Annotated in this window: 13 protein-coding genes; 3 read left to right on the top strand and 10 right to left on the bottom strand. The window is 54.2% G+C overall.

What is annotated here, in order from left to right:
* Window positions 1-68: 68 nt before the first annotated feature.
* Genes FN082_RS00800 through FN082_RS00780 form a run of 5 tightly spaced genes read right to left on the bottom strand, consistent with a single transcriptional unit; the run spans window position 69 to window position 3,781 of the window.
* Window positions 69-1,031 carry an aldo/keto reductase gene (locus FN082_RS00800; RefSeq protein ID WP_139537121.1) on the bottom strand — a complete coding sequence of 321 codons (963 nt, stop codon included), beginning with the start codon at window positions 1,029-1,031 and terminating at the stop codon, window positions 69-71.
* Entirely contained in the window at window positions 1,031-1,771 is a 741-nt protein-coding gene (locus FN082_RS00795) for a glucosamine-6-phosphate deaminase (RefSeq protein ID WP_142980964.1), read from the bottom strand. Before FN082_RS00795 ends, FN082_RS00800 begins: the two co-directional genes overlap by 1 nt.
* Before the next feature lie 21 nt (window positions 1,772-1,792).
* Entirely contained in the window at window positions 1,793-3,100 is a 1,308-nt protein-coding gene (locus FN082_RS00790) for a PTS sugar transporter subunit IIC (RefSeq protein ID WP_139537123.1), read from the bottom strand.
* Complete coding sequence (locus FN082_RS00785) at window positions 3,097-3,453, bottom strand: PTS sugar transporter subunit IIB (protein ID WP_139537124.1); 357 nt, start codon at window positions 3,451-3,453, stop codon at window positions 3,097-3,099. Before FN082_RS00785 ends, FN082_RS00790 begins: the two co-directional genes overlap by 4 nt.
* Complete coding sequence (locus FN082_RS00780; protein WP_208431193.1) at window positions 3,425-3,781, bottom strand: PTS lactose/cellobiose transporter subunit IIA; 357 nt, start codon at window positions 3,779-3,781, stop codon at window positions 3,425-3,427. Before FN082_RS00780 ends, FN082_RS00785 begins: the two co-directional genes overlap by 29 nt.
* 197 nt (window positions 3,782-3,978) lie before the next feature.
* On the opposite strand from FN082_RS00780, the gene FN082_RS00775 reads away from it, so the two are divergent.
* Entirely contained in the window at window positions 3,979-4,710 is a 732-nt protein-coding gene (locus FN082_RS00775) for a GntR family transcriptional regulator (protein ID WP_142980963.1), read from the top strand.
* A gap of 17 nt (window positions 4,711-4,727) precedes the next feature.
* Here the strand turns inward: FN082_RS00775 and poxB are convergent, their stop codons facing one another.
* Window positions 4,728-6,446 (bottom strand): ubiquinone-dependent pyruvate dehydrogenase, encoded by a 1,719-nt coding sequence (gene poxB / locus FN082_RS00770; protein ID WP_139537126.1) that lies wholly within the window; start codon window positions 6,444-6,446, stop codon window positions 4,728-4,730.
* Between the two features lie 151 nt (window positions 6,447-6,597).
* Between poxB and FN082_RS00765 the strand changes: the two genes are divergently transcribed.
* A complete protein-coding gene (locus FN082_RS00765) occupies window positions 6,598-7,032 on the top strand; it encodes a DoxX family protein (RefSeq protein ID WP_142463828.1) in 435 nt (144 codons plus the stop codon).
* A 41-nt stretch (window positions 7,033-7,073) separates the two neighbouring features.
* On the opposite strand, the gene hcr is transcribed toward FN082_RS00765, so the two are convergent.
* The 4 genes from hcr to aqpZ form a co-directional block, all read right to left on the bottom strand.
* Entirely contained in the window at window positions 7,074-8,042 is a 969-nt protein-coding gene (gene hcr / locus FN082_RS00760) for an NADH oxidoreductase (RefSeq protein ID WP_142980962.1), read from the bottom strand.
* 11 nt (window positions 8,043-8,053) lie between these two features.
* A complete protein-coding gene (gene hcp, locus FN082_RS00755) occupies window positions 8,054-9,706 on the bottom strand; it encodes a hydroxylamine reductase (RefSeq protein ID WP_139537129.1) in 1,653 nt (550 codons plus the stop codon).
* A gap of 145 nt (window positions 9,707-9,851) precedes the next feature.
* Window positions 9,852-10,751, bottom strand: a complete 900-nt coding sequence (locus FN082_RS00750) for a lysine exporter LysO family protein (RefSeq protein ID WP_139537130.1) — start codon at window positions 10,749-10,751, stop codon at window positions 9,852-9,854.
* A 125-nt stretch (window positions 10,752-10,876) separates the two neighbouring features.
* Window positions 10,877-11,572, bottom strand: a complete 696-nt coding sequence (gene aqpZ / locus FN082_RS00745; RefSeq protein ID WP_142463831.1) for an aquaporin Z — start codon at window positions 11,570-11,572, stop codon at window positions 10,877-10,879.
* Between the two features lie 385 nt (window positions 11,573-11,957).
* On the opposite strand from aqpZ, the gene FN082_RS00740 reads away from it, so the two are divergent.
* Window positions 11,958-13,616 carry an ATP-dependent endonuclease gene (locus FN082_RS00740; protein WP_139537132.1) on the top strand — a complete coding sequence of 553 codons (1,659 nt, stop codon included), beginning with the start codon at window positions 11,958-11,960 and terminating at the stop codon, window positions 13,614-13,616.
* Window positions 13,617-13,655: the final 39 nt, after the last annotated feature.

The raw sequence follows: 13,655 nt of genomic DNA, 5'->3' as shown, positions 1-13,655 counted from the left end.
TGTTCCGGCGAAGTCCTCGGTAAGCGCGTGGCGTAGGGTATAGAGTTGTACGGCAAATTTTCCGCTGTTCATGCTTTTTCTCCTGTTTCCAGCCAGTAAAGTTCTTCTGGCGTTAGCTCTAGCGTTGCCGCGCGCAGGCAGTCCGCTAATTCCGCGGGCGTTTCAGGGCCGACGATAGCAGCGCAGGGGAAGGGTCGGGCCAGTACCCAGGCCAGCGCGATATTAATGGCGTTAACGTTTTTACGCTGCGCCAGCTGCTGAGCGCGGCTTAATCTCTGCCAGTTACCGTCAAAACAGAAGGCATCCACCATCTCCTGCTCTTCAGGAAGCCGGTTCGGCCCGTAAAGCCCGGAGAAAAACCCTCCCGCTTGCGAAGACCAGGCGATGAGCGGGAGCTGCGTTTGCTGGTGCCAGGCCTGCATCTGCGAATCGGCGCTAACGCATCCCGGCCAGCGGGGGACCCGGCTTTGCGCGAGGCTCAACTGCGGACTGTTAAAGCTCAATGGCGTAAGCCGATGGCGCGCAATAAAATTTTGTGCGTCGGTGATTCTCTCCTGAGACCAGTTTGACACGCCAATGGCGCGTATTCTGCCCTTACTGACGTGTTCGTGCAGGCAGGCCATCAACGATGAAACCTCGACGCGGGTATCGTCCCGATGCAGGGCGTACAGGTCGATGTAATCCGTTTGAAGCTGTTCAAGGCTGGTGAAAATATCTTCGTCAATATCGCGTGGGTTAACGCGGGAGCGATCGGGATCTTCGCGCGTAGGGTGGCCGCCTTTGGTGATGATCCGTACCTGCTCGCGCAGGCCGCGCTCGGCAATCCAGACGCCCAGTACCGTTTCGCTGGCGCGGTAGTGGCGTGCGACATCAAAAGTATTGCCGCCAGCGGCAAAAAAGGCGTCCAGAAGAGCAAAGGCTTCCTCCCGGCGATCCTTACATAAGCAGTTCGCCGAGCCGAGTACCAGTTGGCTACAGGAGAAAGAGAACGGTTTGCCATCATGCCAGCCGCGCAGCGCTATCTGTTTCATCACGCTTCCTCCCGATCTTCGGTGATGTGCGGGATAGCTCTATCTGTCCAGAATGTCGTTTGCGGTAGGTCGCGCAGCAGGCTGGCGGGAAAATGTGGGCCAACCGGCGTGCTGATAAACTGTTCAACGATGCCTGCTTTGTGGGCACCGGTTATCATCAGCAAAATCTGTCGCGCCGCTCGCAGCTGCTGAATGCCCAGAGTGATGCCCTGGGTGACCGGCTGCGGGCGATTGAAATACTTCGGGGCGATGGTGCGGGTGACCTCATCAAGCGGTTCGATATGGCTGTTTTGCTCACAGTTGACGCCGGGTTCATTGAATCCGATATGGCCGTTCATGCCCACGCCGAGCACCACCAGATCGAGACCGCCATGCTCGTCGATAGTCGCGTCGATTTTCCGGCACTCGTTTTGTAGATCGGCAGCTTTGCCATCGAAGAAAAAGATCTGTTCCCTTCTCAACGCCAGCGGCTGAAATAGCTCATCGCTCAGCGTTTGCAGACAGCTGCCTGTGTCCTCGCGGCCCAGGCCGATCCATTCGTCAAGGCTGACAAAACGACAGCGGCTAAAATCCGCTTTCCCTGCCTGCTGCGCAGCGACGCAGGCGCGAAACACCGGTAGCGTGGTTTCTCCTCCCGCCAGGCATAACAGGCTATCGGGCCGCTGTTGGAGCTGCTCGATAATGCGCAGGCTGATGGCCTGTGCTAATTGCGACTCCGTTTCTTGGGTATAGATATGCATACTCTAATCCTTAGTTCTCAATCAAAAATCCAGGTCCAGGCTATCGAAGGCTGCCTGGCGGCTATCTTGCTGCTGTGCTTTTTGCAGCAGGCTGCGTTCGTAAAGCCGAAAGAAGGGGTAGTAGAAGAGTGTGGCTATGCCGAGGATGGCAAATCCCAGAATGACCGCCCGCCAGTCCATCGTTGAGAGGTACTGCGCCAGCGGAATGGGCGTTGCGCCGACGTTGGTGACCGGCGGGCGCACCCAACCCCAATGGAAGATGTACCAGCTCATGACGCCAATCGTCGGCGTACCCAGCACAAAGGGGATAAAGAACCAGGGATTCCAGGCGACGGGCAGGCCAAAGACCACCGGTTCGGAGATAGTAAAAATAGCCGGAACGACGGCGGCTTTACCGACGGCTCGTAGCTCCTGAGAGCGGCTGCGCAACGCTAATATCACCAGTGCGCCGGTGATGCCGGAGCCAGAGAAACCGAGAAAATAGTCCCAGAAGTTCGGTGCGAATACGTGTGGGATCGGCGCGCCAGCGGCGAAAGCGGCCGCGTTTTCCGCCAGGTACTGGGTCATAAAGGGCAGCACCACACCGACAATAATGGCGTAGCCGTTCAGGCCGATAAACCAGAAGACCATTTCCAGAAATGAGATCAGAAAGACGGCCTGCGGGGTATCGATGCTGTTGAAGGCCGGCGCCAGGACGTTCATCAATACTTGAGGCAGGATTAGCCCATCGGATAAATGCGTGACGGTCCCCTGTACCAGCGTGGCGGCAACGAGTGAAACCAGCAACGGGATAATTGACTCGAAGGTTTGCGCGATGCCTGCGGGCAGGCCGTTAATACGAATGGTGATACGTTTGCGAATAAAAAATGCCATTAATTCGACGGTGCAGAGCGACGCGATCAGCGCAACGAATAACCCCCGTGAATCGAGATAATCCGTTACCATTTTACCGTCAACGATACTGACGTTCAGCATCAGGGTCGCCATCATTGAACCGGTGATCGCAGGCAGGATTGGAACCTGCATTTGCTGGGCGTGATGCCAGGCGACCGAGGCGGCGCAATACACAGACAGCAGGCCAAAGGTGAACTGGAACGGTAGGCTAATCAGGCTGTTGTAATGCTTGAACCACAGGCTGATGGCGCTACCCTGGGGAAACATACCGCCGATCCCCATCAACATCAGCGAGATGGATCCGACCATTAATACCGCCATCAGCGCGATCATGCCGTTTTTGATAGAGGAGATATGCCGTTGCCTCTCTATGCGGGCGGCAACCGGTGTTAACCAGTGTTCCAGCCACGTGATAAAGGAATTTGCGCGGCTCATGCGTTTGTCTCCCGGCCCAGACGCAGCAGAATGGCGGTTTTCAGTATGTTGCCGCCATTGACGGTACCGTAATCCCGGATGTCGATGACGCCAATAGGGCGCTGATGCTGATGGCAAATCGCCTCCAGCTCAGCCAGGCGGTGTTTGATTTGCGGCCCCAGCAGCACGACGTCAAATTCACTGATTTTCTCGACCAGTAACCCTGCCGGGTGGGCCTCAATTTTTATTTTAATGTTGCGTAGCTTTTCGCTCTCGGCGGCGATGGTGCGCATTTTACTCACCATGACGCCGGTGGATGCGCCAAGGTTGCAAACCAGCAAAATATTAAGATGCGTTAACGTTGAAAGATTCATCGTGGGCTCCGTGTAGTTGCTGATAAATTTCGATAAATTCCTGGAAAAGGGTATGCGCCAGCAGGGCATTCATCAGGGAATCCTGGGCGTGGGCGAGTAGGGTGGAATAGCTTGCGCAGGCACCTTCACTTTCGGCGACCAGTAAGCGCGTATGCGAATTGTGGCCTTCATTCAGGCTTGCGTTGGCCTCCTGCATAAAGCGTGCGGCTTCGGAAAACTGCTTTGCCTTACTGCATGCCAGAGCCTGATGCATTTTGCTCAGCGCATCACCAGCGCAGGCAATTATCTGAAAACTGATCTCTTCGGTATCGATTGTTGGGGTGTTCACGATGCCTCCTGCGGTAGTGTAATCGTTCAAACATTCAAACATCCGAATGTTTGAACAAGATAAAGAATCGAGTATACTGGCGTCCATAGGCTTGATCACATTTTCATCAAAAAATGGGTGTTAATTCAGCATGCGATGAGCATGGATCTCTGGCGTAAAGAAATTCGATCATTAAAAAGTATGGGCGGGAGAGGAACGTGGACGAACTGGAAAGTGCTAACCCATTGTATGTACAAATAGCGTTGGATCTTAAAGGACGTATCGAGCGCGGAGAATTCAAGGTTGGCGATATGTTACCCAGCGAAGGTGAGCTGGTCGCGCAGTATACCGGCGGACGGGCGACGCTGCGTGCGGCTGTAGAGATGCTGGCAGAAAGAGGCTATGTGGTAAAAAAACAGGGTATCGGGACGCGAGTTACCTGCCCACCTATCGAAGCCCGACGCCATCAACCGCTGAGTTTTTCGGAGAATATGGCCCAGCATAGCCTGAAAGCCAGTACCTCTATCCTCACGTTTACGCAGCAGCTGGCGAATACCGAACAGCAGCAAAAGCTGCATCTTTCAGCCAGTGATTTAGTGATATTTATGGTGCGTCTGCGCTTTACTAATAGCCTTCCAGCGCTTTATGAAGAAACCTGTCTGCCGCTGGCGCTATTTCCTGATTTACAGCGCGAGGAAGTTGAAACAAAAGGACTGTATAACGTATTGGGCGAACGCTTCTATTTATTGAGTATCGCGGCGCAGGAGAGCTATTTCCCCTGCTTGCCGGAGGTGGATATGGCGAAGAAGCTGGATATCCCTTCCGGCCTGCCCTGCATGCGCGTTGAGCGTTTAGCATCCCGGCGCAAAGATAACGTCCCGTTCGAATTTACGCGGGGATGGGCCAATAGCGAGCGCTACCCGCTGACGTTTCGTTTTGTCAGTGGATAAACGCCCGCAGCCGCGAGCTAACGCAGCCAGTTGGTTTTCGCCAGTTCGATAACTTCGTCGCCGCGTCCGCTGATAATCGCCCGCAGCATATACAGGCTGAAACCTTTGGCCTGTTCCAGTTTGATTTGCGGCGGCATCGCCAGTTCTTCTCCGGCGACGACCACATCCACCAGCACTGGGCCATCGGTCGCGAAGGCGGTTTGCAGCGCTTCGTCAACGTCCGCCGCGTTTTCTACGCGAATGCCTTTGATACCGCAGGCTTCGGCGATACGGGCAAAATTGGTGTCGTGCAGCTCGGTACCGTCGGTGAGATAACCTCCGGCCTTCATCTCCATCGCCACAAAGCCAAGTACGCTGTTATTGAAGATGATAATTTTCACCGGCAGCTTCATTTGCGCCAGTGAGAGGAAATCCCCCATCAGCATACTGAAACCGCCGTCACCGCACATTGCCACCACCTGACGCTCTGGAGCCGTGGCTTTCGCGCCGATAGCCTGCGGCATAGCGTTGGCCATTGAACCATGATTGAACGATCCCAGCAGACGGCGTTTGCCGTTCATCTTCAGATAGCGCGCGGCCCAGACGGTTGGCGTACCGACATCGCAGGTAAAAATGGCATCGTCGTCGGCAAAGTGGCTGATCTGCTGCGCCAGGTACTGTGGATGGATAGTCTTGTCACTGGGCTTCGCCAGGTCATCAAGCCCCTTACGGGCGTCACGGTAGTGCTCCAGCGCTTTATCGAGGAATTTGCGGTCGGTTTTCTCCTCCAGATGCGGCAGAAGCGCGCTGAGGGTGGATTTGATATCGCCGACCAGCGCCATGTCGACTTTACTGTGCGCGCCAATACTTCCCGGGTTAATGTCGATTTGAATGATTTTGGCGTCCGTCGGATAGAAGGCGCGATAGGGGAACTGGGTGCCGAGCAGCACCAAAGTGTCGGCGTTCATCATGGTATGGAAGCCGGATGAAAAGCCGATCAACCCGGTCATCCCGACATCATAAGGGTTGTCGTATTCAACGTGCTCTTTACCGCGCAGCGCATGGACGATAGGCGCTTTTAGCTTCGCAGCGAACGCCACCAGCTCTTTATGGGCTCCGGCGCAGCCGCTGCCGCACATCAGGGCGATATTGCTCGAATAGCGCAGCAGTTGCGCCAGCTTTTTGAGTTCTTCTTGCGGCGGAGTGACCTCTGGCAGCGGCGCATGGTACCAGTGGCTGCTGGCGCTTTCCGGCGCGGCTTTTAGCGCGACGTCGCCAGGCAGCACCACGACCGAGACGCCGCGGTTAATCACCGCCTTGCGCATCGCGATGGCCAGCACCTGCGGAATTTGTTCCGGGGATGAGACCAGCTCGCAGTAGTGGCTGCATTCGCGGAACAGCTCCTGTGGATGGGTTTCCTGGAAATAGCCGCTGCCGATTTCGCTGGACGGAATATGGGCGGCGATAGCCAGTACCGGAACATGGTTGCGGTGGCAGTCGAAAAGGCCGTTAATCAGATGCAGGTTACCGGGTCCGCAGGAACCCGCGCACACCGCCAGTTCACCGGTAAGCTGGGCTTCCGCCCCGGCGGCGAAGGCGGCAACTTCTTCATGGCGCGTGGGCATCCAGTCAATAGTACCCATGCGGTTCAGGCTGTCGCTTAAGCCGTTTAGAGAGTCCCCGGTGACGCCCCAAATACGTTTAACGCCAGCCTGTTCAAGAGTTTTAGCAATGTATGCCGCCACGGTCTGTTTCATGGTTTTCCATCTCCTTTAGTGATAACGCTTACAAGCTTAGATGAAAATAGCCGCTACGTTTGTCGTTCCCCCTCATTTTCAGCTGGTTTTACTTAGGGAAAATTCCGCATAATCTGTCTACACATTAAGTAGTAAACAGGAATTATTTCAGATGGTTAAAACGCTGTTAAATGCTGTTAATAAGATGCTATCTCATGACGACTTCGGCAAACTCTTGTTACGACTTGCCGTTGGCGGACTGATGCTGTTTCACGGGTTGCATAAGCTATTTGATGGCGTAGGGGGAATCAGCAATATGCTGGTGGCAAAAGGATTGCCAGGTTTTATCGCTTATGGGGTTTTAATTGGCGAGGTCGTTGCGCCTTGCCTGTTGATTCTGGGAATACTGACTCGCCCGGCGGCGCTGGCGCTGGCATTTACGATGGTTGTTGCCTGGTTGATGGTCGGGACAGGGAAAACGTTCGCGCTGGACGCGGTTGGCGCATGGGCGATTGAGAGCCTGGTCTATTTCTTTGTTGGCGCGCTGGCCATTGCCTTCCTGGGCGCTGGGCGTTATGCCGTGGCTGGAAATTCGGTCTGGCGGTAAAAAATTTGCCGGATGACGCAACGTCATCCGGCAATTTAGGGTTAGGCCAGGACTAAATCCCCCTGTGGATGGCAGGAGCAGGCCAGCACGTAACCATCGGCAACTTCCGCATCCGTCAGCGTCATGGTGCTGCTGACCGTATACTCGCCGGAAACCACTTTCGTTTTGCAGCAGCCGCAGACGCCTGCGCGGCAGGCGACGGTGACCGGAACCTTATTGCTTTCCAGCGCATCCAGCAGCGTGGTGCCGACCGGCGCGTAGAACTCTTTCGCTGGTTGAAGCTTGGTGAACTTCAGGCCGCTGGTTGCGGCTTCGGCTACCGGCGTAAAGAATTGCTCTTTAAAGAAGCGCGTTATGCCAAGCGCTTTCACTTCTTTTTCAACCAGGTCCATATACGGTGCCGGGCCGCAGGTCATCACGGTGCGTGATGCCAGATCCGGTACGCTTTGCAACAGCTCTGTGGTTAAACGTCCTGCGACAAAGCCGTGGGTCGCGTTGTTTTCAGCAACCAGAGTCACCGGATACTGACGCCATTCCTCTGCGAAAATGACATCCTTTGGCGAGCGTATGTTAAAGATCACCTGCACATCGGCCTGCGGGCGATATTTTGCCAACCAGCGGCGCATTGACATAATCGGCGTAACGCCGCAGCCGGCGGCCAACATCAGGAACTTGTCGTCCGCTTTATCATCACAGGTGAACTCACCCATGGCATCTGACAGCCAGATGTAGTCGCCGCGTTTCACATCGCGGGTTAGCCACTGAGAACCTGCGCCATCGTCAATACGGCGAACGGTCAACGTAATATATTCGCTGACGCCCGGCGTAGAGGAAATGGTGTAAGCACGCAGCGTTTCCGCCGAGTTGCGCACGCTGATCAGTGCATACTGTCCGGCACGGTACGGATAATAGTCGTGGCACAGCAGCGAAATTGTCCAGACGTCCGGCGTTTCCTGATGGATGTGATGAACTTGCATCCGCCATGGGCACTGATGGGTTGGCATCGTCATTCTTTAACTCCTCACGCGCTCAGTAGCTGCTGCATATCTTGTTCAACGGTGGTCACGGAGCGCAGACCAAATTTCTCATTGAGTACGGCCAGCAGATCCGGCGTGAAGAAGCCGGGTGCGGTTGGGCCAGTGACGATGTTTTTCACGCCCAGAGAGAGCAGGGTCAGCAGAATCACGATCGCTTTCTGTTCGAACCAGGAGAGCACCAGAGACAGCGGCAGGTCATTCACGCCGCAGCCCAGTTTCTCTGCCAGAGTCACCGCCAGAATGATGGCAGAGTAAGCATCGTTACACTGACCAGCATCAACCAGACGCGGCAGCCCTTCGATATCGCCGAAATCCAGTTTGTTGAAACGGTATTTACCGCAGGCCAGGGTCAGGATCAGGCAGTCGTCCGGGACGCTGGTGGCGAAATCGGTGAAGTAGTTACGTTCACCGCGCGCGCCGTCGCAGCCGCCAACCAGGAAGATGTGACGCAGTTTTTCGCGGCTGACCAGATCAATCAGCGTATCCGCCGCGCCGAGCAGCGTCTGACGACCGAAACCTACGGTTATCAGATGCGGGATTTCGCTATACGGGAAGCCCGCCATCTGCTGCGCCTGGGCGATAACCGGTGCGAAATCTTCGCCTTCCAGGTGATTTACGCCCGGCCAGCCAACGATGCTGCGCGTCCAGATACGGTCGTCATACGCCCCAACGGTTGGATCGATGATGCAGTTAGAGGTCATCACGATCGGGCCTGGGAAGCGGGCGAACTCTACCTGCTGGTTCTGCCAGCCGCTGCCGTAGTTACCGATCAGGTGTTTAAACTTACGCAGCTCCGGGTAACCGTGCGCTGGCAGCATCTCACCGTGGGTATAGACGTTAACGCCGGTACCTTCGGTTTGTTCCAGCAGGTTATAGAGGTCCTTCAGGTCGTGACCGGAGATCAGGATACATTTGCCTTCGGTGGCTTTTACGTTGACCTGAGTTGGCGTTGGGTGGCCGTATTTGGTGGTTTCACCGGCGTCCAGAATGCTCATCACTTTGAAGTTCATCTGGCCGATTTCCATTGAGCACTCCAGCAGAGCGTTCATATCGGCAGGCCAGGTACCGAGCCACGCCATGATTTTGTGGTACTGGGCGTAGATGTCGTTGTCGTATTGACCGAGTACGTGAGCGTGCTCCATATAGGCGGCTGCGCCTTTCAGGCCATACAGGCATAGCAGACGCAGACCGAGAATATTCTCGCCAATCGCCGCTTTGTCCTTGTTCGGGGTAAACTCTGCCGCCTGACGCTGCAGATCGCCCAGATCGTCACTCGCCAGCTGCAGGTCGGCCATGGGGTTGTTGACCGTAGCGTGGGCATCGATGTTCAGACACTGCGCTTTCAGCGCTTCACGCATTGCAATCGCCTGGCGTGCATAGCCAACGATACGCGGAGAGTCGAAGTTAACGTTGGTCAGCGTAGAGAAAAAAGCACGCGGCGCAAAGTTATCAACGTCATGGTCGATAATGCCGTATTCACGGGCTTTAAGCGCCCATGCGGAGAGGCCTTGCAGAGAAGCAATTAGCAGATCCTGCAGATCGGATGTTTCGGCTGTTTTTCCGCACATACCCTGCGCGTAAGAGCAGCCGTTCCCTGCCGGGGTACGGATGGTTTGTTCACATTGCACACAAAACATGGTCACACCTTTTTTAAAGTTATATTTAATATACATGTTTAAGACTATGCCCGAGCGCGCAAGGATAAAAGGTATTTCTGGTACAACTTACAGGGAGATTGATTTAGCGCAAAATTGGCGGTAGAGGACTACCGCCTGAGAGGTATTAAGCAGAGAAAAAGGCCATCAAAATGGGGACCAGCAGACTCAAAATAAAGCCATGAACGATAGCCGCCGGGACAATTTCTACGCCGCCTGAGCGTTGCAATACTGGTAGCGTAAAGTCCATTGATGTCGCGCCACACAGTCCTAACGCCGTTGAACGGCTGCGGCGTACCATGCCGGGAATAAGCATAATCGCCAGCAGCTCTCGGGCAAGATCGTTAAAGAACGCGGCGCTGCCAATAACCGGCCCATAGGATTCGGTCAACAGGATCCCGGAAAGCGAATACCAGCCAAACCCGGAGGCCATTGCCAGCCCGGTTTTTAACGGCAGGTCGAGAATAAAGGCATTGATGACGCCGCCCAGTAATGAACTGACCATCACCACCACCGCGACAATCATTCCACGGCGATTAAGGACGATTTGCCGCAGCGTCATTCCGTTATTACGTAGTTGAATACCGATGAGGAACAAAAGGAAAATCAGCGTATATTCGCTGGCCTCGGTGGCATGTTGCAAAAAGGACAAACCGCTCAGGCCAATAAGAAAACCAATAAGCACCACCCCGCATAGCTGGAGGGACTCCAGGGCCATTGCGAGTCGTGATGGTAATTTCTCCTGGCGATGATGATTCTGCCACGGCATTTTCTGCTCAAGCCACATCAGCGCTGCAATATTGCATAGCAGGATAATAACGACGCTGACCGCTGCATAATGAAGGATCGCCAGCAGGTTGCTGGCCAGGTTATCAAGGAAGGCCAGGCTAATTCCCATAAAGAAGAGAATAACATAGACGATCCAGCTCAGAAGTCGCGTGATGAGTTTAAGGGCTGATGGCTGATTAAGAGGAATAAGATAGCCTATGACTAACGGCAGCAGAATGATTAATAGTCCCGAAAACATGAACGACATGGTCCTTGCAGAATGAAAATAGCATTACTGACACTACCCAAATCGCCGGACGGAGTAAAGTCGTCGAAAAAAGAAAGGCCCGGCAAAACCGGGCCTGGAGAAAACTTAAGATGTGATTAATTGCGTTTTTCCAGCAGAGTGCGGTAAAGCACGCCGCCGAGAATACCGCCGATAATCGGCATGACCCAGAATAACCATAGCTGCTGTAGTGCCCATCCGCCCTGGAATATCGCCACCGCAGTACTACGCGCCGGGTTAACTGAAGTGTTGGTAACCGGAATGCTAATCAGGTGAATAAGCGTCAGCGCCAGGCCAATGGCGATAGGAGCAAAGCCAGCCGGCGCGTTTTTATCGGTGGCGCCGTGAATAACCAGCAGGAAGCCGCAGGTCAGGACGATTTCAATGACGATAGCGGAAAGCATTGAGAAACCGCCCGGTGAGTGTTCGCCATAACCGTTAGAAGCGAAGCCGCTAGCGGCGGCGTCAAAACCTGCTTTACCGCTGGCGACGACATACAAAATAGCGGCTGCAATAATACCACCGACAACCTGGGCGATAATATAACCAATAACGTCTTTCGCCGGGAAACGACCGCCGGCCCACAGGCCTAACGTTACCGCCGGGTTAAAATGCCCGCCGGAAATATGACCGACGGCAAATGCCATGGTTAATACCGTTAAGCCGAACGCTAATGCGACGCCGGCAAAACCAATACCCAATTCCGGAAATGCTGCGGCCAAAACGGCGCTACCGCAACCACCAAACACCAGCCAGAATGTACCAAAGCATTCTGCTGCTAATTTTCTAAACATAACCACCTCAATAAAAACGTAAACAAGCACGAATTTTCGTGCCAGCCTTTATTTTCGCCACAAAGAATGACGAGTAAAATAAAGCGTCGTTATTCTATGGACGATGACCATCCTGGGACTAGTTAAATAAATTGATGTAATTTGATTTAGAACAAGGTGATGGTATTCCTTTTGCCATGGCGAATTCTTAAAAATGTAGAACAAAAGCGGCGAAAATAACTATCATTAACTATGAATTATTTTCTGAATTTGGTGATATCAGACGAATCACATTCTTAACCCGCCAAACGGTAGCGATTAGCATACGCCTGGAGTGTCATGTTCATGCCCGGCTCGCTATACTGCTGATAATTGAAGGAGAAAGTAGCCACCGAGCGGAGGGGATATGCATCTTGAGCGCGTCGAAATAGTCGGCTTTCGCGGCATCAACCGTTTATCGTTGATGCTGGAGCAAAATAACGTGCTGATTGGCGAAAATGCATGGGGTAAATCCAGCCTGCTGGATGCCCTGACGCTACTCTTATCGCCTGAGTTCGATCTCTATCATTTTGTTCGGGAAGATTTTTGGTTCCCTCCCGGAGATATTCAGGGGCGTGAGCGTCACCTGCATATCATTTTGACTTTTCGCGAAAATGAACCAGGGCGTCATCGGGTGCGCCGCTACCGTCCCCTGAGCAACTGCTGGGTACCCTGCGAAGATGGCTATCAGCGGGTCTTCTATCGCCTGGAAGGGGAGCTTACTGACGACGATAGCGTTATGACCCTGCGTAGCTTTATTAATGGCGAAGGAGAGGCGCTGGATCTTGATGATATAGATGAACTGGCCCGTCATCTGGTACGGCTGATGCCGGTGCTGCGGCTGCGTGATGCACGCTTTATGCGGCGGATCCATAACGGCACCGTTCCACATTCGCCGCAGATAGAGATTACCGCCCGCCAGCTCGATTTTCTCTCCCGGGAACTGGTGCATCACCCACAAAATTTAACCGATAGTCAGATACGCCAGGGGCTGTCGGCCATGGTGCAACTGCTGGAACACTATTTTGCCGAGCAGAGTAGCGCGCAATCGCGTAACCGCCTGATGCGCCGACATTCACATGATGAACAGCGCAGCTGGCGCTATCTGGATATTATCAATCGCATGATCGACAAGCCCGGCGGGCGCAGTCATCGGGTGATATTACTGGGTCTGTTCTCTACGCTATTGCAGGCGAAAGGTACGGTGCGTCTCGATCGTGATGCACGACCGCTGCTGCTGATTGAGGATCCGGAAACCCGCCTGCACCCTATCATGCTGTCCGTAGCCTGGCATTTGCTTAATCTGCTGCCGTTGCAGAGAGTGACGACTACCAACTCCGGCGAACTGCTGTCGTTGACCCCCGTCGAGCACGTCTGCCGTCTGGTTCGTGAATCCTCTCGGGTATCCGCATGGCGACTGGGACCCGGCGGCATGAATGCGGAAGACAGTCGGCGCATCGCGTTTCATATTCGTTTCAACCGCGCTTCATCGCTATTTGCTCGCTGCTGGCTGCTGGTGGAAGGGGAGACGGAAACCTGGGTTATCAACGAACTGGCCCGCCAGTGCGGGCACCACTTTGATGCGGAAGGCGTGAAGGTGATTGAGTTTGCGCAGTCGGGATTAAAACCGCTTATCAAATTTGCGCGGCGAATGGGCATTGAGTGGCATGTGCTGGTCGATGGCGATGAAGCCGGGAAGAAATATGCCGCTACCGTTCGCGGGCTGTTGAATGACGATAAGATGCTGGAGCGTGACCATCTGACGGTACTGCCAGCGATGGATATGGAGCATTTTATGTATCGTCAGGGCTTTGATGATGTGTATCACCGGGTGGCGCAACTGCCAATAAATATTCCCATGAATATGCGGCGGGTGATAACCAAAGCGATTCATCGTTCGTCAAAACCGGATCTGGCGATTGAAGTCGCGATGGAAGCCGGACGTCGCGGCGTTGATGCTATTCCGACGCTGTTGAAAAAAATGTTTTCTCGCGTGCTATGGCTGGCGCGCGGGCGCGCAGATTAGCTCCCTGCGTCGAGTATCTCTTTTTGCCGGGACGCATCC

It is taken from the genome of Klebsiella spallanzanii (assembly GCF_902158555.1).
In the GTDB taxonomy this organism is placed as follows: Bacteria; Pseudomonadota; Gammaproteobacteria; order Enterobacterales; family Enterobacteriaceae; genus Klebsiella; species Klebsiella spallanzanii.
This window is presented reverse-complemented; position numbering and strand designations above follow the sequence as displayed.